The organism is Paenibacillus baimaensis, from assembly GCF_025567575.1.
In genome coordinates this window covers 19,599-43,213 of sequence record NZ_JAOQIO010000110.1, presented here as the reverse complement: position 1 = coordinate 43,213, position 23,615 = coordinate 19,599, and the positions used below count along the sequence as shown (strand labels likewise).

Annotated in this window: 10 protein-coding genes; all 10 read left to right on the top strand. The window is 41.4% G+C overall.

The genetic code is table 11. The annotated features are described in order from the left end of the window. Window positions 1–9 precede the first annotated feature (9 nt). The 10 genes from brxC (at window position 10) to OB236_RS40240 (ending at window position 23,614) form a co-directional block, all read left to right on the top strand. Entirely contained in the window at window positions 10–3,621 is a 3,612-nt protein-coding gene (gene brxC / locus OB236_RS32140) for a BREX system P-loop protein BrxC (protein WP_262687656.1), read from the top strand. A 14-nt stretch (window positions 3,622–3,635) separates the two neighbouring features. After that, the gene (gene pglX, locus OB236_RS32135; RefSeq protein WP_262687655.1) at window positions 3,636–7,262 is read left to right on the top strand and encodes a BREX-1 system adenine-specific DNA-methyltransferase PglX; all 3,627 of its coding nucleotides are present in this window, start codon (window positions 3,636–3,638) and stop codon (window positions 7,260–7,262) included. A 25-nt stretch (window positions 7,263–7,287) separates the two neighbouring features. After that, complete coding sequence (gene pglZ / locus OB236_RS32130) at window positions 7,288–9,810, top strand: BREX-1 system phosphatase PglZ type A (RefSeq protein WP_262687654.1); 2,523 nt, start codon at window positions 7,288–7,290, stop codon at window positions 9,808–9,810. Window positions 9,811–9,822: 12 nt separating this feature from the next. Continuing rightward, window positions 9,823–11,883, top strand: coding sequence for a protease Lon-related BREX system protein BrxL (gene brxL, locus OB236_RS32125; protein WP_262687653.1), 2,061 nt, complete (start codon window positions 9,823–9,825; stop codon window positions 11,881–11,883). Window positions 11,884–12,072: 189 nt separating this feature from the next. Beyond that, window positions 12,073–13,146, top strand: a complete 1,074-nt coding sequence (locus OB236_RS32120) for a restriction endonuclease-related protein (RefSeq protein WP_262687652.1) — start codon at window positions 12,073–12,075, stop codon at window positions 13,144–13,146. Then, a complete protein-coding gene (locus OB236_RS32115) occupies window positions 13,143–16,232 on the top strand; it encodes a pPIWI_RE_Z domain-containing protein (protein ID WP_262687651.1) in 3,090 nt (1,029 codons plus the stop codon). Before OB236_RS32120 ends, OB236_RS32115 begins: the two co-directional genes overlap by 4 nt. Next, a complete protein-coding gene (locus OB236_RS32110; RefSeq protein ID WP_262687650.1) occupies window positions 16,225–18,717 on the top strand; it encodes a pPIWI_RE module domain-containing protein in 2,493 nt (830 codons plus the stop codon). Before OB236_RS32115 ends, OB236_RS32110 begins: the two co-directional genes overlap by 8 nt. 44 nt (window positions 18,718–18,761) lie before the next feature. After that, window positions 18,762–20,099: a hypothetical protein gene (locus OB236_RS32105; protein ID WP_262687649.1), complete on the top strand. Its 1,338-nt coding sequence runs from the start codon at window positions 18,762–18,764 to the stop codon at window positions 20,097–20,099. 770 nt (window positions 20,100–20,869) lie between these two features. Continuing rightward, window positions 20,870–21,283, top strand: a complete 414-nt coding sequence (locus OB236_RS32100; RefSeq protein ID WP_262687648.1) for a hypothetical protein — start codon at window positions 20,870–20,872, stop codon at window positions 21,281–21,283. Between the two features lie 174 nt (window positions 21,284–21,457). Continuing rightward, a complete protein-coding gene (locus tag OB236_RS40240) occupies window positions 21,458–23,614 on the top strand; it encodes a hypothetical protein (RefSeq protein ID WP_262687647.1) in 2,157 nt (718 codons plus the stop codon). The last annotated feature ends 1 nt before the right edge of the window (window position 23,615 follow it).

Genomic DNA, 23,615 nt, shown 5'->3' with positions numbered 1-23,615 from the left:
GTGCACACGATGAAGATTAAAGAAATGTTCGCAAGGTCGATAGACCGGGATATAAAAGGTGTAATTAAGGTTGGCCAAAGCGATGAAGTCAATATCAAACAGGAACTTGAAGAGTATGTTGTGACAAGAGAACTGCAAAAGCACTTTGCGGACTTCTTCTCAAGCTACAAGAAAGGAATCAACGGCCACACCGATAAAATGGGCGTTTGGATTTCCGGTTTCTTTGGAAGTGGTAAATCGCACTTTTTGAAAATTCTTTCCTACCTGCTGGACAACAAAGAAGTACACGGCAAGAAAGCGCTTGACTTTTTTATTGAGGATAACAAAATCGTCGACCCCATGGTGCTGGCAGACATGAAACTGGTCACAAGCGTACCGACTGATGTTGTTCTATTCAATATCGATTCCAAGAGTGAAATGACAGGCAAACAGTCTAAGGATGCCATTGTTTCTGTCTTTCTGAAAGTGTTCAATGAAATGCAGGGTTTTTGCGGTTCCATTCCTTTCCTTGCCGATCTGGAAAGACAGCTTGTTGAAGAGAATCGCTATGAGGAGTTTAAGAAATTATTTGAAGAGAACTTCGGTAAACCATGGGACGCTTCCCGACACAAGTTTGATTTTATTCAAGACAGCATTGTGGAAGTGCTGGATGAAATGGGCTTTATGAGCGAAGCTGCTGCACGTAACTGGTGTGAGCGAGCAACTGAACCGTACAATATGAGCATTGAAAATTTTGCCCGACTGGTGAAAGAATACCTTGACCGAAAGGGAAATAACCATCATGTCGTATTCTTGGTGGATGAAATCGGTCAGTACATAGGTGACGATTCTAAGCTGATGCTTAATCTGCAAACTGTAACCGAGGATGTAGGTACGGCTTGTCAAGGCAAGGTCTGGATTGTCGTGACCAGCCAGCAGGACATTGATTCCATTACAAAGACGAAGGGGAATGACTTTTCCAAGATTCAGGGACGGTTCGATACCCGTCTGTCCCTTTCCTCAGCCAATGTGGATGAGGTCATTAAGAAGAGAATTCTGGATAAAAATACAACCGCTGAGCAGACGCTGAGAATACTCTATGAGCAGAAAGCCACCATAATCAAAAACTTGATTGTGTTCAATGATGGCGTGGAAAAGAAACTATACGCTGATGAGCGTGACTTTGCTGCCGTTTATCCCTTTGTCCCCTATCAATTCAACTTGCTGGGAAGTGTCTTGACCTCCATTAGAACCCACGGCGCTTCAGGGAAGCATTTGGCTGAGGGCGAGCGATCCATGATTGCGCTGTTCAAGGAATCTGCAGTAAAGCTGATGGAACACTATGCAGGAACGTTAATCCCCTTTAATGTATTCTACGACGCGTTGCACCAATTCCTGGATCACAGTCATAAGGGTGTAATCAGCCGCGCAAACGATAACAGTTATATTAACCCGGATAAGCTTGAGGACTGTTTTGCGGTCAACGTCTTGAAAACACTGTTCATGATTAAATACGTTAAAGAGATTACAGCCAACATTGATAATATTACCAGCTTGATGATTTCTGATATCGACACCGACAGAATTGAATTGAAAAAACAGGTAGAAGAAGTCCTGAAAGTTCTTGCTCGTCAGATGCTGATTCAGAAGAACGGCGAAATCTATGTGTTCCTGACGGATGAGGAACAGGAAATCAACCGTGAAATTGATAGCCAGAATGTGGAGATGGCTGAGGTCATCGGCAAGGTTTCTGAGCTGATCTTTGAAGATATTTTCAGCGATAAAAAATATCGTTACCCGGCGTTTAACGGCAGGTACAGTTTTGCTTTCAATCAATTTGTGGATGAACGACCTTACAAATCGAACCAGAGCCATGATATCGGCATAAGAGTACTTACTCCGAATTCCGATTACGGTGCCGATGAAACAACGCTTCGTATGATATCTGGTCAGGGGCGAGAAATCCTTGTCGTACTGCCGAACGATTCTGCCTTCCTGGATGAAATCAGAAGCTCACTGAAAATCGAGAAGTATCTGCGCCTAACGACGTCGAGTACATTGACTAAGTTTGAACAGATTAAAGATGCCAAGCGTGTGGAGATGCGTGAAAGAAACGGTAATGCCAAGATTTTCCTGATTGAATCATTAAAAAGTGCTGACATCTATGTGAATGGCGATAAAGCACAGATTGGATCAAAAGAGGTGTCAGCTAGAATCAATGACGCGTTGGGACGCCTTGTATCCACTGTATATCATAAACTGCCCTATATTGAAGCAGCCATGGGCGATGCTAATATTCGGGCCATGTTCAAGACTTCTAACCAGCTTACCCTTACTTTGGAGGGCGGCTCAGAACCGAATATTCATGCGTTGAATGATATGCTCAGTTACATTGCCGGGAATTCCTCTATGCACATGAAGACTTCCATGAAGAGTCTGATGGACCGCTTTATGAAGGCTCCCTATGGCTTCGTGGAAGACGATGTGGAATGGCTGGTTGCCAAACTGTTCAAGAACGGCGATATTTCTTTCACCGTAAATAGTACAAACGTTACCTTGCTGAATAAATCAGATGAAGAAATCATCAATTATATTACCAAGAGAGAATTTGTAGAGAAGCTGCTGACTGAACGGCGTGAGAAGGCCAATGACAACCAGAAAAAGGCTGTCCGTGAAGTCATGAAGGAATTGTTCGGCGTTTCCAGTGTCAATGAAGATGACGATGCTATGATGCACAGCTTCCAGAACTACAGCAGGAACATCTTGAATGAGTTAGAGAAGTTTGAAATCATGTACCAGAGCAAGTCACTTCCAGGCAAAAAGGTTGTGGCTTCCGGTAAAAATTTGCTTCGTGCAATCATCCAGATTCAGTCCCCGATGGAATTCTTCAAGAAGATCCATACGGATCGGGGCGATTATTTTGATTTTGCTGAAGATTATGAGCCTGTCAAGTTGTTTTTTACCGGAGAGCAGCGGATCGTCTTTGAAAAGGCTCTGAAACAGATGGGTATTTATGATGATAGTAAAACCTTTATCGTCGATGAAAAAGTAGAAAGTATCGTTAATGAAATTAAGGCGATTCTAAGAAAAGATGCTCCATACGGAGATATTCCAAAATTACCTGAACGACTGAATCAATTCACAGAGCTTTATGCAAAGCTCTTGGAAGAGATGGAAGCTCCTGTGATCGCAGCCATAGAAGATGCCCGGAAAAGAGTATTTGATGTTCTAGATACAAAGGGGTACAAGGATCAGCTCATCAGCCGGTACCATCAGCTATTTGCAGAAATCTTGGAAAAGGCGAGGACCTGCAATAATGTGGCGATTTTACAGAATATCAAGGTAGAAGCCGATGCACTGAAAGTTCGATTGCTCAACGAGTTCTCTAAGAAGGATGAGCAAATTGCTCGCGATAAAGTCAAGGAAGAAAGTGAGAAATACAGTCAGGATGAAGTTGAGAAACCGGATACTAAACCTCAACCAAAGATCAAGAAAAGGAAGAACATCAGCATCAGGAGCGTCAATCTTTCTACCTCCTGGCAGATTGAGACGCCACAGGATGTAGACAAGTATATGGCCGCTCTTAGGGAACGGATCCTGAAAGAGTTGGATGACGAAACCATCATTAATATTGAGTTCTAGAGGAGACGCTGAAGATGAATAAGACAGCTATTAAAAACTTTGCAGTGTGGGCGAGAAACAAGCTCATCGCAGAGATCATATATAAAGCCGGGTTACTGGGTATTACAGACAAGGGAATTAAAAATCCCTTGCCGCAGTCTACAAAGGATGTTCAATTCTATGATATAGGTACCAAGGAACCTTATTCCATTACTGGCGTGGAAATTGAGCAACGCAGAAATCTGACAGAAGTTATGCAGAAAAAAGAAAAGCAGTCTGATTATAAGACTGCTTTTAAAAACGTAATTGAAGAGGTTGCCTATACGTGGTTTAACCGCCTTATTGCTGTGCGCTTTATGGAAGTGAATGACTATCTTCCTTTCAGAATCAGGGTGCTGTCTTCAGAGAGCAGCACCAAGACCGAGCCTGACTTGGTGACTTCCCCCTTTGACGCTGAGCTGGATTATGCGCCTTATGAAAGAGATCGGATCATACAGTTGAAGAATGATAATAAGCTGGATGAGCTTTTCCGAATGCTCTTTATCAAACAGTGCAATGCCTTGAACGTCATTCTACCGGGGTTGTTTGAGAAAACGAATGACTATACCGAACTGCTGATGAACGTTTCATTTACGGATAAGGATGGTGTGGTTTATCGTCTGGTGCACGGTATCCCAGAAGACGATTTCAATGTGGAAAAAGAAGGACAGGTTGAGATCATCGGCTGGCTATATCAGTATTATAATGATGAAAGAAAAGATCAAGTTATTAATATTTACAAAGGAATCGTGAAAAAAGAGGATATTCCTGCAGCTACCCAACTTTTTACTACTGACTGGGTTGTTCGGTACATGATAGATAACTCATTAGGTAAGTACTGGTTGGAGCGGAATCCGGGTAGTACGTTAAAAAATAATCTAGAATACTTGGTGGACGATGCAATCGTTCATGTTGAAGAAAAATTATCTCCCGAAGACTTGAAAGTGCTTGATCCCTGTATGGGTAGCGGCCATATTTTGGTGTATGCCTTTGAAGTGCTAATGGCAATTTATCAGGAATGCGGTTACTCTCAAAGGGAAGCTGCAGTGAAAATTGTTGAGAAAAATTTGTATGGTCTTGATATTGATAATCGTGCATATCAACTGGCCTATTTTGCAGTTATGATGAAATCAAGACAGTATAATCGTCGAATTCTGAACGGTGGTATCCATTGCAATGTCTATGCGATTCAAGAGAGTAACGGGATCAACCATACCCAGCTTAAATATTTTGGCTTTGGCATGGGCGAAATGGAGCGAAATAAAGCCCAGAACCAGATAGAATATCTGTTGGACACCGTTCGGGATGCCAGAGAGTACGGATCTATTTTGCAGGTTGATAACTTGAACTGGGAGATGTTACACCAATTTATTGACCATGTGGATTTTAAAGGTCAGATGACGCTGGATACTATAGGAATGGAAGATACCCAGAAGCAATTGAGCCAATTAGTGAAAATTGCGGTTTTAATGTCTCAAAAGTATGACGTAGTTGCAACTAATCCACCATATTTGAATAAGATGGATGCCAAACTTAAAGACTTTGTAAACAAAAATTTTAAGGACTATTCTGGCGATCTGTTCTCCGTTTTTATATACAGAAGCTTTGCCTTCTGTAAACAAGACGGCTATTCAGCATTTATGTCTCCGTTTGTTTGGATGTTTATTAAAACTTATGAAAAATTGAGAGAGTATATCCTCACTCAAAAGTCGATTTCAAGCTTGATTCAGATGGAATATTCAGCTTTTGAAGAAGCTACTGTACCTATTTGTACTTTCATTTTGAAGAATGGCAGAGATAATCAGACTGGAACCTATATTAAGCTATCAGATTTTAAGGGTGGAATGTACATCCAGCGCCAGAAGGTATTACAAGCAATTGCAGATAATAACTGCGGTTATTATTATCAATCCCACTCAAAAAATATCTCGAAAATTCCTGGTATGCCTATTGCTTACTGGTTAAGTGAACACGGAGTATTAAATTATCTTAGATCAAAATTGTTGTCAGAAGTCGCTGAAACTAAGCAAGGTTTTAAAACAGGTAGCAATGATAAGTTTTTGCGTTTATGGTTTGAAGTGTCGTATCAGTTGCTCTATTTATCTGATTCGAATCGTGAAACTAAAAAGTGGTTTCCATGTAATAAAGGCGGGGCCTATAGGAAGTGGTATGGAAATCTTGATTATGTGGTAAATTGGGAAAATGAGGGCTTTGAAATTCGCAATTATAAAGACGGAGAGGGGAACTTGTTATCACGCCCACAAAATCTACAATATAATTTTAGAGAAGCCCTAACTTGGTCTTCAATTTCTTCTGGACCGATTTCTTTGCGGTATAGCAGTCCTTACATGATGTTTGAATCAAAAGGCTCGGGATGCTTTGTTAGAAACTCCTCTGATTTATATACGCTGCACGGTTTTCTTAACTCTAAAGTAGGAATGTATTACATCAGTGCTTTAGCTCCTACTCTAGATTATTCAGAAGGATCTTTATTAAAACTTCCCTATATTACTTGTGAAAATGAGAAAATTAATTTAATAGTGAAAAAATGTATTGAACTTTCAAATATGGATTGGGATTCATTTGAAACAAGTTGGGATTTTATATGTCATCCTTTTCTCGCTTTCTGCTCTGTTAATGATGAAAATATTTTGTGTAATCACTATCGAGATACAGAAGGTCATAAAATCAATCTCGGTATAACGAAGAGTAAAGACAGCATTGAAAATGCCTTTATGAAATGGTCTTCTTTTTCCGAATCACAGTTTAATCAACTTAAATCCAACGAAGAAGAACTCAACCGTATCTTCATCGATATTTACGGCTTGCAGGACGAACTTATTTCAGAAGTCGAAGATAAGGATGTCACTATCCGCAAAGCAAACCTTGGTCGTGATGTCCGTTCGTTTCTCTCCTATGCAGTCGGTTGTATGTTTGGCCGGTACAGTCTTGATGTGGATGGACTGGTATACGCCGGAGGCGAATGGGATGACAGCAAATACGCCAACTTCATCCCGGATAAGGATAATGTTATTTCAATCACAGACGAACAATATTTTGAGGATGACATTGTCGGCTTGTTCAGTGCGTTCTTGAAAAATTCATTTGGGTCGGAAACACTTGAAGAAAATCTTGACTTTATCGCTAAAGCTCTTGGAGACAAGGGAAATACATCCAGAGAAGTCATCCGTAATTACTTCTTGAAAGACTTCTTCAAGGATCACTGTAAGATTTATCAAAAACGTCCGATCTACTGGCTCTTTGACAGTGGTAAAGCAGATGGTTTTAAAGCTTTGATCTATATGCACCGCTATAATGAGGATACAATTGGCAATCTGCGGATTGACTATCTTCACCGGATGCAGCGCGTCTACGACAGTGAAATTGCCCGGATGCATGAAACCATTAACAACAGCAACAATGCACGTGAAGTGGCCGCGGCAACCAAACGGAAAGAAAAGCTGACCAAGCAGTTGAAAGAAACCAAAGAATACGACGAGAAGATCGCTCACCTAGCCCTCGCGCGAATTTCCATCGATCTGGACGACGGCGTGAAAGTGAATTATGATAAAGTTCAGACTGGTACAGACGGCAAGAAGCTGGATGTGCTGGTGAAGATTTGATGATCCATGAAACGGAGTTGGGCGGATGCCTGAGTTGAATTTGAAACAGATTACCGATAAGTTAAATGCTGAGTTTACCGGCGGTACTCGCAAGCTGGTATTCTGGTACGATGAAAAAGCTGAATTTGTCGATGATGTTAATACGCTAAAACTGACCAATGCCAAGGTGTACCATTTGGAACCGGATAATCAGTTTTATACTAAATACTTCATGGAGCGGACGGATCGAACGACCAATTATTTGATCTATGCACCGTTTCCAAAGCCGCCTGTTCGGGACAATCATCTGGCCGATACCATCAAGTATTCCAAAGAATTTTTTGCAGATCGCGCCTCTTTGCTTACTCTCGATCTTGGAATTGATGAGAAGTACAAGCCCGTTATTCAGAAATACATTAAGTTCTTTGGGGCAAAAGACAGAACTCAGCGGTTCTATGATCTGGAGATTGAGAATTTCACCAGAGATACCATTGAAATTGCACTGATGAGCGCACTATGTAAGACACGAACAGCTTCCTTTGAGGAAGTTGTTCGTGTCGTTTTGACTGATGATGGCATGGAAAATAATAAGATTCTGGCGGATTTTGAGAAGTATGATCTCCTTCAAGCCTTCTGGAGGCTTTGCGAAGAACAATTTGGTTATACAGATGTGAATCCGACGCTTGAGAAACTTGTTGTTACCCTATTTGTGACCTACACGGAGCGATATATGGATGCCGAGCTACCTAAGTCATGGAAGAGCTTTGCTTCCTATAAGTCTGGCAATATTATTGCCTTCTTGGACAATTTGATGAACAGTATGCTGTACCGCGACCGATATAACGAGCTTTCTGAATATGTGGCCGCGGGATTGAATGCAGCTGTCGCATTAGAAGCATTTGGGACAGAATCATTGCTGCGTTGTGATACATTTGCTTTGATTGACCGAATGATCATCAACTGGATTATGGAAAGGTTGCTGGCTGAGGATACCGGTGCGAAGCTGAATGGCATGACCATTCAGCTGATTTGCCAGGAACGAAGTAAAATGCATTTTGGTGAAATCTACAAGATGCAGTATCAGCTTCTGGAACATGCCTATTATTTGATTATGGAAGGCAGCTATAACTGTCCAGATGATTTAACAGGGCTTGTCAATCAATACCGTGAGTCTGACTATCTGATTGATACCCATTACCGGTACTTCTATTACTGCTTTGACAAGCTCAAGGATACTGTTGCTTTTGAACGATTACGTGATCTGATTGAGAACATCTATACCCATGAATACTTGTCCAAGATCACTACAAAATGGAACGCAGCTTTTATTCAAGAGGAAGCCATGACGGTGCTGCCGTTGCAGCGGAATTTCTATTCTCGGTATATTCGCAATCGTAAGGAGCGTGTAGTCGTCATCATTTCTGATGCTATGCGCTATGAGACTGGCCTCACGCTTTGGGGAAGATTGCAGGATGATGAGAAGTGCACGGCCAAGCTAGAAGCCATGCTTAGTGTGTTACCCTCCTATACTAGGCTTGGTATGGCCGCTCTCCTACCGCATAGAAATTTGGAAATGACAGATGATTACCGTATACTGGTTGACGGGGCTACCTGCGAAGATCTGAAGCAGCGGGAGAGTGTGCTGCAAGGCTATAATCCCAATAGTCGCTGTATTCAATTCGATGACATCAAGTCTATGAAAAGGGATGCGATCCGTCAGGTATTCGCCGGAATGGATATCATCTATATTTACCACAATCAAATTGATGCTCGCGGAGACAAACCCAATTCAGAGAATGAAGTATTCTTCGCCTGTGAAGAAGCGGTGAATGAAATCCATGATCTCATCAAGCAATTGACGGATCATGTAAGTGCTACGCATTATATCGTCACAGCGGATCATGGGTTTATCTATAAGCGGGACAGGCTGCAGGAAAGCGATAAGATTGCAAATGTATCTGAGAAAGGTTCGTTTGTTAACCGCCGCTTTATTGTGTCAGAACAGGCACTTCAGGGTGATGGAATTGGTTCGGTATCTATGAGCAGAATGCTTGGCAATGATGATAGCAAAGTGGTCTCTTTCCCGATCAGTTCTAATGTATTCAAGGTTGCAGGAGGCGGTCAGAACTATGTACATGGTGGTTCATCCCCGCAGGAAATGATTGTTCCTGTATTGGATATTAAGACTGAAAAGGGTCACAAAGATACCCGTACCGTTCAAATTACACTTGTTAGTATGGTTCAGAAAATCTCCAACCTGATTACCACGCTGGATTTCATTCAGAACGAGCCAATTAGCGATGTGGTGAAGGGAACCAGCTATAAGATTTTCTTCATAACTGACGAAAATGAAAAAATCTCGAATGAGAATATCTATGTCGCTGACAAAAAAGATATAGAGCCACAAAAACGAATTTTTCGTCTGCGCTTTAACTTTAGAAATAGACAATACGATAAGTCGAAACGGTATTATCTGGTGGCTTACGACGAAAAAAATGATGTAGAAGTCCTTCGTCATGATGTGTTAATGGATATAGCCTTTGCCAATGACTTCGGATTTAATGTGTAGGACGGTGATAACATGAGCGACTATCAGCTGGGAGCGGAAAGCCAATCAGAGTTGATTGATAAATTGAAAACCTATTTCATGGGTAAAATTGTTAGAAAAGACCTGACCAAGAAGATCAAAGAAGGGGCTAACGTACCGGTCTATGTGCTGGAATATTTGCTGGGAATGTATTGCTCTTCCATGGATGAAGAAGAGATCGAGGCAGGGGTAGCAAATGTCAAGAAAATACTGGCCGAAAATTATGTGCGCCCGGATGAAGCGCAGAAGATCATCTCGAAGCTTAGAGAGAGGGGCAGCTACACAGTCATTGATAGATTGTCAGTTAAGTTGAATTACAAAGATGATATCTATGCAGCTGAATTCTCCAATCTTGGGATTAAGGGCGTACCCATTGCTGAGAGGTATGTTACCGAATACGAACGTTTACTTAGCGGTGGTATTTGGTGCATCGTCCAGATGGAATATTTTTATGATGAGGCAGTTAAAAACCGGAGTCCTTTTATCATCCATAAGCTGACACCCATTCAGATGCCAAGTCTCGATATCGAAGAGGTCAAGGCTGCCAGAGCTCATTTTACCGACGAAGAATGGATTGATCTTGTTCTGAGAAGCACGGGTATGGAGCCAACTCAGTTTAATAAACGGGTCAAATGGCTGCATCTTGCCAGATTGATTCCGATGATTGAGAACAATTATAATCTATGTGAGCTTGGACCAAGAAATACGGGCAAATCCCATATATATAAGGAGATTAGCCCAAACAGTATATTGGTATCAGGCGGGCAGACTACTGTAGCAAATCTATTCTATAATATGGGCAGTAAGACCGTGGGACTAGTCGGCTTATGGGACTGTGTGGCCTTCGATGAAGTTGCCGGTATTAAGTTTAAGGATCATGATGGCGTTCAGATTATGAAGGATTATATGGCATCAGGCTCATTCGCAAGAGGCAAGGAAGAAAAGAACGCTTATGCTTCTATGACCTTTGTCGGTAATATCAATCAAAGTGTAGATGTGGTGTTAAAGACCTCCCATTTGTTTGATCCATTTCCTGATATTATGGCCAACGATACGGCTTTCTTGGATCGTATGCACTGTTACATACCTGGCTGGGAGATTCCGAAATATCGCCCAGAGTATTTCACTAATGATTATGGGTTCATCACAGACTATTTTTCAGAGATCATGAGAGAGCTGCGTAAAATCTCCTATGGAGATTCCTATGATAGATATTTTAAGCTGGGCAATAACTTTAACCAGCGTGATGTTATTGCTGTGAAAAAGACCGTATCAGGACTTGTGAAGCTGATCCATCCAGACGGCAAGTTCACGAAAGAGAACGTGGAAGAAATTCTGCGGTTTGCTTTGGAAATGCGACGCAGAGTCAAAGAACAGCTGAAAAAGATCGGCGGCATGGAGTTCTATGACGTGAACTTCTCTTATATTGACAATGAAACTTTCAACGAAGAATTTGTTCCTGTGCCGGAGCAAGGCGGTGGAAAGCTGATTCCGGAAGGCATGGGCAAACCGGGACATATTTATACCGTATCTCATGGAAAGTCTGGCATGATTGGTGTTTATAAACTAGAAATGCAGATGACTTCGGGTACAGGTAAGTTTGAGAAAACCGGCATTGGATCGGATCGAGGAGCGAGGGAAGCTGTTGATACGGCTTACAGTTACCTGAAGGCCAATGGCAGGAATATTAGCGGTTCAATTAGTACGACCACTAAGGATTATCTCATGCATGTTCAGGATTTGAATGGTATCGGCATGACCAAGTGTCTGACTCTCCCGGCTGTTGTAGCTATCTGTTCGATCGCTTTGAACAAACCGGCTCTGAGCAGTGCTGTGATACTGGGAGACTTGAGTATCGGCGGCACGATTATTAAAGTCGAAGAACTTGCCAATACGTTGCAGGTTTGTTTGGATAGCGGAGTCAAAAAGGTTTTGGTCCCGATTACATCTGCTGTGGATCTTGGAACTGTGCCGTCAGAATTAATTGGTTGTTTTAATATTATCTTCTACCAGAGTGCTGAAGATGCTGTGTTCAAGGCTTTGGGTGTAGAGTAAATAAGAGATGGTTCTAATTATGAAGATGGATCTAAGAATAAATAGTGCGTGTGAAAAATTATGTATTAGAGAACCTTCATGGGTTCTCTTTTCCTGTTATAGAACATACGTTCCGTGACATGATTGGTGTCAATCCCCTTTGGTATAATCAGATTAAATAATAATCTGCTTACTAAGGAAGGTGTAAATATGAGCACCGCAGAAGTCGTTAACCATATGCTTTACCAATTAATCATTGGCCTACAACAATGGAGGAAAGTGCCAGCGACGATACCTAATGATCTAAGAAAAGCGCATCTCATGCTAGCCAAGATGAGGCTATCTGTAAGCGAAGAAGTTCCTTCCGATATTCCTGCACTCATAAGATTTTTGCTACTGCCAATATCAGATTGGAAGCTTGACCTCACTAATGTTGCTTTTCCCCAAGATGCTCCACTGCTAATTCAGCATATCGGTTTGTCGCCAGAAGCTATGGATTTCCTACAAGACTACCAATCCCCTTTTGAAGCTCATCAACAAGAAGTTTACGAGATTGTAAAATACTGCCGCGATTCCGATCCGCCTCTTGCAGACGCTTATAGCCGAATCAGGTTGTTTCTTGTATCGCCTGCGAACGCAGTAATTACTGGTGTGCGGCTTCTTTACTTTGCGCGGTCAGTAAGTGACCCTGAGTTGTCCAAAAGAATTCTTGAATGCTATGAACCCATCTCAGATCCATTATCGGATTTCCGGACATGCAATCGATGTGGCTGGACCCTAAGCTTCCACAATCACCAATGGAGATGTGGGGTTGAGGACATTTGTGGTCACATTGAAGCCCGTGGCGAGCCGAAGGAACTAGAGAATTCAACGGAATTGGTGTATCGATTAAAAGAAGGCGTGCATCGCTACACGCTTTTGCCAGGCTTAGCAGAGTTTCAGCTCGCTAATCGTTTCACCAAGCAAGGGTACCAGGTTGAGATGTACCCCGATGTCGATCGCTACGATCTAGCCGTTCATAAATCAAATCAAGCTGTATACTTTGATGTTAAGGATTACAGAAATCCTTATTCGCTTGCTGCGCATTTTAACAAATTGGATGCTGCAGCCTTGGAGAAGTACAAGAAAGAGCATGTCTACATTGTCGTACCGTCCTATCGTAAAAGAGGCTATCGCCAGTATATACGGCAGGTAATAAATGCATTGGAGCCAGCAATACGGAAAAGTATCCAGATCATTGACGAAAGAGCCGTACTTCGCATTGTGGGAGGGATTGAGCAGTGAGGAAACGATATTACGATTACCTTGCAGACTTCCGTGGTTATTTCCAGGGCACAGGACTAAGCAAGTCGCAGCTGGAGTCTATGTTGATTTTTGAGTGGATGGTTACTGGGTGTTTACATATGGATCCCGAAATGCCTATTGAGGAAGCATGGTCGATTCTTCTGGGCTATGATGAGCCTGTTCTGAAATATTCAGACAAGCTGGAGGTCGTTCATCGGCTTCGGGTGCTTTTTCGTGATATTCGAACCAGTCGTAAATGGAGCTATATTATTCGAGATTATGCTTCCATAGATGCTCAGCACTTATTGTATACACAAATCGAAGGGGTATGGATTAGGCGTGTTCCTCAGCTATTCAGCCATCGGGAACGCTGGTACATGGATGCACTATCTTCTCCGATACCTGCCAAGACCAAGGATTATAGCTTTGCATCTCAAGGTCCCTTTACTTATGAAAGGTGGATTTCCAGCAATACTAAGCGATCTTTTACTGGTGAGATCCCTTCGCAGCCTGTCCAATCTTACACGTTACCAAGTTATCGTGACAAACGCAGGAGTGAAAGGAAGCAGGATGTAGATACCCTTCATGAATCCCTACAAGAAGTGTCCGCGGCGCATGGTAAACCAGGTCAACAACAGAAAATGGAGTTGAATACGCCATCACAGCTGGTTCAGCTTATTCAGAACGCTGAGAAGACTTTTCGCTACGAAGGTATTCAGCATGTGATTGGCGGCTTGGGTTCAGGTAAAACCAAGTTTATGTTAGATGAAACGATTCGTTTGGTCAAGGAAGATGGGTTGCGCATTGGATTTATTGAGAGCAGTGTGGCTCAAGTATTAAACCGAGTAGAACAATTGAAACGTGCTGGAGTAAAGGCGGTTCCTATTATCGGCAAAAGTAATCGCAGCCTATATGAGCAGCAATTTCTATCATCCCGTCAGCACCAAATTCATGATTTGACAGGTTGGGGAAGTCAAATTGGCGATGGGATGGAGCATTTATCAACCCTATGCTACATTCATGCATTGGCAGGCGATGGGGATGCTGGTAATGACTACCCGTGCAAAAGAATTAAGCAGGAGGGGAAGGGCAAATGTTGTCCCTATGCCTCTCGATGTGGCATTTATCAAGATTATGCCAATCTTGCTGATGCTGAAGTATGGGTAACGACGTCTCCCGGTGTTTTAAAGACAAGGCTTCCCGTGTTTATTGATTCTTTGGAGCGGTCGGTTTATGAGGCTATGTATGATTTGCTTGATGTTATTTTCGTAGACGAGGCAGATGAGGTTCAGAAGCAATTCGATTCTGCTTTTATTAATGAATACCCGTTGTTTGGTCATGGGGGTCAATTATTCGAGTCTCTTTATAAAGAATCGATGAACAAGACATTGGGCGAATATACACTTTTCTCCGGCGATTACGATGTGGATTCATGGAATCAATATATGAGCCTGATGGAGAGGGTCACTAGAGCCGGCATATACGACAAGCTGATCAAAACTCCGCGGCTCCGGCAGTATATACGTAGAGTGATGATTCGCTTAACTACATTAACTTATAAAATCAGCCATGCCTGTTCCATAGATGACCAACAGCAGGAAGAAGTTTTTCGAAATCTCAGCCGTTATATGAATAATCCTATGGATTTGCCATTTGCTGCTTATGTGGACAAACTGATGGATGCACGTTCTCATTTGGAAAAACGAACACTACTTGATGCAGTGCTTGCTGAATGCGGCGCTGCATTTAGACCAATCGTTGATAGAGACCTATGGTATGATCTTCTTGAGTTTTATCTGTACCTAGTAAGGGCTGATTACTGCATTAAAGAAATTAAGAGTTTGTATCCGATCATACAAGCTAAGCTCCAGCTTACATCAGAGCTATATCAGCAATTTGCGGTTAACGAGGATCTGCGTCCGTTCATCAAGGAAGCTATGACCGGTGCCCTGACCGGATATAGCTACGATGTCGGAGATGGGGAAACCATCGGCACGTTTAAAATTGTTGAATATACAGGTGTGGGGCGATTACTTCTTCAAGACTGGCACCAGGCTTTTGAATATGCGGATGCCAAGAAAGGTCCGGCGCTTGTCCTGCTGTCAGGTACATCACTCGCTCCGGGTTCCGCACATTACAATGTCGATATCCAACCTCAATGGCTACTGGAGAGGGAGATCAAGGTTCCAGTTATTAAGCAGCATTACTGGCCGGTATTTAATGAGGATCCTGATGAGGCGTTAAGCATCTCGGGTATTAGAGATCAGGACCAGCGGGATCAGAACCTTCGAATCATGATGGCAAAGCTGCTTGCGAAAGTTGAACAGGAGTTAAGGGAGTGGAAGCATCAAGGGACTCCCAGAAGAATCTTAATTATTGTAAACTCCTACGATGATGTGGAGACTGTCGGTGAGGTACTACAGAGGGAAAGTAGATGGAAAGGACGATACAAGCTGCTTCATCGCCAAATGGATGGCGGAGATGAATCTATGTTCTCACGTTCTAATATTGAAAGCTTCCACATGGAGGAAGCAGAACTGTTAATTGCCCCATTAATGGCAATCAACCGAGGCTATAACATATTGGATAAGCAGTTGGGGGCATTGTTCGGCTCCGTATTCTTTCTCATCAGGCCTTACCCAGTCCCTCATGATATGGGGTATCTTGTCCAGATGATTCATGCCAAGCATGTCCAATATGTAGAAGAAATTCATTCTGAGCAATTGAGCTACGCGAAAGCGCTAAATTCTTTACGTTGGAAGAGTAACAAACACTTTCATTATGTGTATGAGCGACCGGATTATTGGAAGCATCTAAGTGAGAAAGAGAGAGAAATGGTAGCCTGGTATACGTTCGTGCCTATATGGCAGACGATAGGCCGGTTAATCCGGAACGGTTCCCCTGCGAGAGTTTTTTACTGTGATGCTAAGTTTAATAAGGTTCCAATGAACGAAGGCGCTGATCAGTCTATGCTTGGATATTGGAAAAGGATTATGCTGAACAATTCGGATCAAAAGGAATTCGTAAGCTTATATAGTGCGTTTATAGAAAGTATCCAACAGATAAGAGGTGTAGAGATTGAATAAAAGAGAAAATCTTCGATTAGTGCCCTTAGCACTGGAAGTTAATGAAACAGCGATTCGTGAGATAGAAGTGTATCGTTTGGATATGCCTTTAGGCTGGGTGGAATACATCAATCAATTCAGGAAAGCTCCAGATAATCCGTATAAGCTGACGATTACTATTAATAAATTAGCAGTCAAGCTGCAAAGCTTATTTCCAGAGATCGTGTGGATGAATGATCGAGCTTACTGCAAGCCCGGAAGCCCTTGGATAATATCGGTAGTTCCGATTCCCTTAGAAATGATCATTGCTCTTAGCATGGGTTGGTTGGAAGATGTGAAGGCCAAATCGAAAGTAATTGTTCGACCGCCAACTGAACCATTAGCTAGTGAGATGGAGTGGTTACGCACGAAGTCTGGAGATGTTTTATCCAGAGACAATGAGTATCAGATGATCCCAGCTTTAATGGCACATCAATTCTGCAAATCTCCTAAAAGGTTGACAGAAGAGCTAACAGCTGAATTGCCACAAGAATTAAACTTCTATCAAGTTCATGCGAAAGGACAAGCAGAATGCATGTCCGAACGTATCTCTACCCGTAAAGGCGATTATGCTTATGTCATCAGAATCCGTATGAAGACTAGAGCCACCAAAGCGGATCAGCATATCATTATGCTTTCATTTGGCGTTCGAAGATTCATTACTGAATCTTATATTAAATCAAACGAATGTTATGTCGAAGGTGAGACGAAAAGCTCAATGTTGATATCGATGGATAATCCTTTTCTAAGAAAGAAGGGACTGGCTTCAAGATCATTCGCTAAAATTAGATTTCAAAGAAAAGGCAATCAGGCACCCTTTACAAAATGGATCGAAGGCAGCGACTCTATATTTTGGGATGTATTGTGGGGACAAACCATTGATTCGGATCGTATTTTGGAGAATCCATCCCAATTTTTGCAATCCGATAATCCTATCCAGGCACTTGTTGTTAATAATCGCTTATTTAAGAAGGCTAAAATTCCTGGGGCGGGCATCGGCTTCCCGGAGAAAGAAGCATTATTTCGTCTATTCTGCGAAGAGTTCGCTAATTGGGTACCGTTACGTATACTGCCTGAAGTAAGGAAGAAAGCAGATAAGAAGCCTGGACTTACCTCCTTGCCATTGTTTTATTCTCGAAATTCTATGCATATTACCATCGAGGTGTATGGCTCATCCAAGCTGTACGAGCAAGTGGAGCAGTCTTTAGTCAGTACTATGGGTGCAAATAAAGAGTCTATCTCTATGAGAGAAGCGGATGGATTATTCAAGCTAAATTGCAATAATAATGTTTATATTCGATTAGTCCATAATTTGTCAAGTTCCTTGGTGGGCAGCCTTGACATCGACACCTATAAGGATCAAGCATTTGATCAGCGTGTGAAGCGGATTGAGCATGAACTAATTGAAGTTCAATTAACAGCAGCAGAAGAAGAATCTGTGGTTGACACCATTGTCGCACTAATAGAAATCTATCCTAGAGACCACTACAAACCTAACGATGCGGATCCAAAGTTAGCAATAAGAGAAGGACTCCGACGTACTGGACGGATTAATCAATTCGTACATCCTCAAGCAGACAACGAGTCCGCAGATTTTCACCATCGGGTGTGCAGTGCCCTCCTGGATCTCTTATCTGATACTGGTATTGTAGGGCGCAATGTGGTTAAGATTCCCTCGGAAATTAACATTCTTGGCTTTGATATTATTGAAGTTAAGAAAAAGAAACCTAATTATAGTAAAGGCTACGATACTGTCTTTATTCCTGTTTTCACTAAATTTCAATATGGTGCCCTCTATCTCCGAGGTTGGGGGATGGATAACTGGCTATCTTTACATCAGGCCCAGTTATGCGCCGATCAGTTTAAAGGCTGGAAAACTAAAAATGAGCAATTGGTCTTGCAGCTCTTAGAACAAGTATTAACAGACGAAGTGTTGGAGGATGAGAAGATTTACATATTGTTAAATGCTGAACTAAGAAGAGATTTCTTAAAGTCTCTTCAAAATGGACAACTAAGACATGATCAAAACCCTTTGTTGTTTCCTAGAATTCAAGATCTCTCTGGGATTAACGTTATTCGCATTAATACTACTGACGAGGTTCCTGCCTATTTGTTCGAACCACGCTCTTATGCATCAGGTGTATTTAAAGATGACGGGCTGTACTATGGTGTTGGAAGGAAAATGAGCACCATCCAAATTAAAAAGACCAAAACTAAATATGCTCATCCCAACGAATTTTTCAGACAGCCGCGCAACACCGAATACATACCATTAGGATTCAAGGATGAGGAGGAAAGAGACCACGCGGCGCTTCTTATTCATGATTTGCGAGATGTGGGTATTACTTTCGACACGCATACGGCACAGCCTTATCCATTTCATATGCTAAGGTCTCTAAAAAAATATATGAATGAAGAATCTTATCAAGAGTGGGAGATTGAGCCTGAGTTTGCTGAGGGTGAGTAGTGTTTTCTTGATATTATTATAGATTCATGGTTGGAGGGAATAAATTGAATTTACAATTGATCATTACAAATTTATCACGCAAACGAACTGTATTTCACAATGAAGCCGATTTTCAACATGCTTTGTCTTGGGAAATTAGGGAGTGTTATCCGGACGCTAAGATTCGACTAGAGATAAAAGTGCATGGAGCTAATACAAAGGTTTACTTGGACATCTTGGTTCACTATGAAGAACGTAAGTATGCTATTGAATTAAAGTACAAGACTAGGACTTTGGAATGTTTTGTTGAGGATGAGGAGTTCTCATTGAACAACCATGGGGCACAAGATGTCGGTCGGTATGACGTGTTAAAGGATCTACAACGCTTGGAACGGATGGTTACAGCCGGGGTTGTTGACCAAGGTTATCTGGTATTTCTAACAAACGATTCTTCCTATTACTCTGATCCACAACACGACAAGCAAACGGCTGATAAAGATTTTCGGATTCACGAGGGTAGCATAGTTCATGGACAACTCAACTGGAACGAACAAACTGGAATTGGCACAATGAAGGGTAGAGAACAGTCGATAATCCTTCAGTTTCAGTATGACTTGAAGTGGGTCTCGTATAGTCATATTGGGGATTCAAGCCGTGGGGACTTTCGATATCTTTTGTCTACAGTTGAAGGGGTTCCGAGGAAGAGAGAAGTATCCCAAAGTGTTCCGGTTCAGCCCATACCGATCAAATCGGAAACTGAAGTAGTGGTAAGTGCAGATATTGAATCAAACATACCTGAAAACTGGTTTAGATCATTTTCCTTGAAAGGAGAAATTCCCTTGTCTCAGGTAGATCTGAGGGATAAAATCGTGAGCTATCTACTTCATGTCGGCTATATGACTCAAATCAACCGTGAGTTGGGAACAGATAAGATCGACATATGGGCTGTGAAAGGGAACGAAAGCATAGCTATTGAGATTCGATATAAGACCAGTCTACTACAGACGATGTACAGAGGCCAGTATGTTCATTTGAAGAATCAAGGGGCGCAGGATATATCAAGATACGACTTTGTCAAGGATTTATCAAAGGTTGAGAGAGTCGTGCTAAGTAGACCGAACGTAAAAGGTTATGCACTGCTCATTACGAACGATCAACTTTATTGGCAAATACCGAAAAAGCACAACTCGGTTGATGCAGCGTTTCACGTATACGATGGCAATACGGTTTGCGGTATATGTTCATGGAAAGATGTTGCTTCCAGCGGTACAATTTTAGGGCGTGAGGAGCCTATTCATTTTTCAGGATCGTACCAGTTAAGATGGCAGCCATACCTCAGTTTAGGATCCAATAAAAATGAATGCTTTCAAGCACTCCTTATAGAGGTTTGTATTAAAGGTTGAAAAGAATCGATTACTCCGCTATCCGATTGATATTGAACAAGAAGACGCCATGGTGAGCGATGGCGTTTTTATACAAAAGAATCTACATTCACTGACAATATAGAGCCATATCTACCTGATATAATAGCTTTAAACTGAACGAAGCATTATTATGGCGTTGATTTTTTCAAAATAGGGTAGGTTGTGCGACTGACAAAGATCGCAATAATCTAAGCGATTCAGAAGCTGTTGTTGTGGAAATTCCCTCGATTGGCCGAGTTGGATATATAGCAAACAGCTTGCATACAGTTCCGACCATCGGTTCCAAACACTTTTGAAATTCATAAATAAATCCTGGCTCTATCGAGTAGTCATTTCTTCGGATGCATATAAGTACCTCCGCAATTGTTTGTAGACTCCTGCCATATTAATATACTCAGGTATATCGTAGAATTTTAAGAGTTGACACTTAACAGATTATTTCAGGTATTTCATTGTCTTTCATAAAAGTTGTTGTATTTTCCGACATATTATTCCATTATTGAAATAACCAAATCCTGAAATTTAGAATCGGAGAGCTGACCATCCAACCATCCCTTGATAATGATCCAATAAAATGCTGTAGTCTCTTTCATCTAGTGGACTGAGGTAGACACATAGTCAGAATGTGTGTTTCATGACATCCTTATATCAAAACGATAAATTATACTTAATAAGTGAGCTGAATGGAGAGTGTGTACTTTCCGACAACTGAACTTACTGACTAAAAATTGATAAATGGAGGATGAAATATGACCGTTCCAGATAAGAATCATATCATTGAAACACTCAGTAACAAACATAATTGCCGATTAACTAATATTACAAGGAAACAAATAATGTTTGAAGGAAAGTGTAATGGACAACGGATCGTTGTATGTACGCCCAAGTCGAAAATTCACGAAAAGGGCAGCGGTTGGTTTGATTTGAACATGGCTCAAGTTGAAATATTAGATGAAGCGAATATTGCAATACTAGCTGTCCGATTAGAAGGGTCTAAGGTCTATTATGTTGATTTTAAAGAACTGAGGAAGCTGATAACACCAGAATTAATTGTGTTTTCAAAAATTATCGGAAAACATTGGAAATTTTTTGTCTGGGAAACGCATATCCAAATACAAGGTAGTAAAAAGAAGTTTGATGTTCAACCAGAGCTTGTTTCTTAGTAGATTGACTATATTAAACTAAGCTGTCACGAATGATCTGAAACAGCGATTGCGAAACTATGCTTATATAAACGACATGTTGTTAAACAGAAATAAAATGGTCTGCTGCAAGGACAGCGGTTAGCAAGCATAGTTATTCTGCATGGACTATCTTGAGATAAATGAGGAGGGCCTATGGTAATCGATTACGAAGTTGCTCAAGCTATGTATAACGCCATTTTGCAAGAAACCTATAATAATTTTAAACTTCAGCTGGGTTCTACCTCAATTTTAGTTGCCTTTGATGAAATCATAGAAGATGAGGAAGGAACTTTTTGGCTTAATTTTATATTGAGCTTTGACCATGATGGAGAGGAATACATTCACTATTTTTCACTTAGGCTAGGTCCGTGGAGCCATAATGGTTTATCTAATGGTATTTCCTATTATATGAATGGTTTTATTGGCAATAGCGTGCACCATGAGGTAAGTCTGCAGAAAGTGCTGACGGAACATCGGCTGCAGCAAAAACTTATAACAATCAAATCCACTGTCATTTTCGCTTCAAGGGATAATGGGAATGAAGAAAGAAAGAAACATGCTTTAGCTGTTCTACGCCTTCTCGGAATGAATACAGATGAAAGAATGGTAGAAGCAGGTGTGTGGGATGTGGAATCCGGGGGTTTTATAGATGGTACTGAAGAATTCGTCAAATGTATGATTTTAATTACATTAGTAAAAGCTCATTACAGAATTAATTCATCGCTAGAAATTCCAGGAATTTTGGACATGAAAATCGCGGATTATGATGAAGAATTGCAAATAGTAAAAGATGATGATAATCAATTGAGTTCCTTCTTCATACATCAATTTCATGAATTTGTGAGAAGCCGTGGCTTCTTTTTTGACAAGGAATTACTAATTCGTTTCGTACTTTCATTAAAGAGCAAACCATTCCTTATTTTATCAGGCATTTCAGGAACAGGAAAAACCAAAATCGCACAATTGTTTGTGGAATTTAGCTCAGTAGGAAGGCACTTATCAACTCCACCAAATGATCTATTTACTTACATACTGTATCCCTACAATTTTACATACCAAAGGATGATCGTACCTGTTCGTTTAGCGGAGCAGTTAAACTTGGATGGCTTGGACCAAGGTGTTGAAATAACACTGAGATTTGGTGAGAATTCAGAATCTGCACTTATAAAAAGAGAATCACAAGGCCATATCAGGTTAGGCTTTCGTAAAGCATTCATGGTCTGGCTGAGCGGCAATTTTAGCATTGGAGATTCCTTATTTATATCCGTAGAGGGCAAAGGAGAAAGTATCCAATTTTATAAGGAAATGCCTGGATCCCAGGTGAATAGTGTATGTCAGCACGCTTTTATGTCCGTGAGGCCTGATTGGCTGGACCATACCGCGCTTCTTGGTTTCTACAATCCCATACTCCAAATGTATCATTCCACGGACTTACTAAAGCTAATGCTTAGAGCTCATCAAAATCGGGATCTACCATTTTTCCTTATTCTCGATGAGATGAATTTATCCAAAGTGGAATATTACTTTGCTGATTTCCTTAGCTGTATAGAAAGCAGGCGTGTCGGGAGAACTGGTGAACTACAGCAGGAAAAAATTCCTCTTCATGAAGAGTGGCAAGAAGAAATAGTAATAACGGATGAGGATGGTACGATTTATCAGGTACCCAACCGAATTGAAATTCCCGGAAACCTTTATATCATCGGCACAATAAACGTGGATGAGACAACCTATATGTTTAGCCCTAAGGTGCTAGACCGTGCCCATGTCATAGAATGTAACGAAATGGATCTAGATGGATATATCAGAATAGATATGAGGCGAGCATTCAATCAAAATGCATCAACAGCTTCGTTGCGAGAGATAGAGTGGTTTACTTCCGATTCGAGGTATCATTTGGATTTGTATAAGAAAACTTTTTTAAACCCTGAACACCGTCTTTTATTGGATGACTTATTTGATGCTGTTGAAGGAATTCATTCACTATTACTTCAAAATGGGATCTCTTTCGGTTACCGGGTAGTAGATGAGTTATTCTATTTTATTTTGAACGCATATTCAAACAATTTGTTGGACGGTACTGATTCTCTGGATATAGGGGTGTTACAGAAAGTACTGCCTAAGCTTCATGGGAACAGGGCTCAGATGGAACAAGTTCTAGCTGATCTATTTAAATGGACAGAGCCAGCAGAAGGAATTTCATTGGAAACGGATATGCATGCTTTGACGGGGATTTATCCGAGAACCATGAGAAAAATGCAAACCATGCACAGACAGCTGAGTCGAACCGGTTATTGCAGCTTTATCCAATAAA

What these genes read in the sequence shown, in the direction of transcription:
- brxC (WP_262687656.1), top strand. Translation starts at nt 10, where the DNA reads ATGAAGATTAAAGAAATGTTCGCAAGGTCGATAGACCGGGATATAAAA.
- pglX (WP_262687655.1), top strand. Translation starts at nt 3,636, where the DNA reads ATGAATAAGACAGCTATTAAAAACTTTGCAGTGTGGGCGAGAAACAAG.
- pglZ (WP_262687654.1), top strand. Translation starts at nt 7,288, where the DNA reads ATGCCTGAGTTGAATTTGAAACAGATTACCGATAAGTTAAATGCTGAG.
- brxL (WP_262687653.1), top strand. Translation starts at nt 9,823, where the DNA reads ATGAGCGACTATCAGCTGGGAGCGGAAAGCCAATCAGAGTTGATTGAT.
- OB236_RS32120 (WP_262687652.1), top strand. Translation starts at nt 12,073, where the DNA reads ATGAGCACCGCAGAAGTCGTTAACCATATGCTTTACCAATTAATCATT.
- OB236_RS32100 (WP_262687648.1), top strand. Translation starts at nt 20,870, where the DNA reads ATGACCGTTCCAGATAAGAATCATATCATTGAAACACTCAGTAACAAA.
- OB236_RS40240 (WP_262687647.1), top strand. Translation starts at nt 21,458, where the DNA reads ATGGTAATCGATTACGAAGTTGCTCAAGCTATGTATAACGCCATTTTG.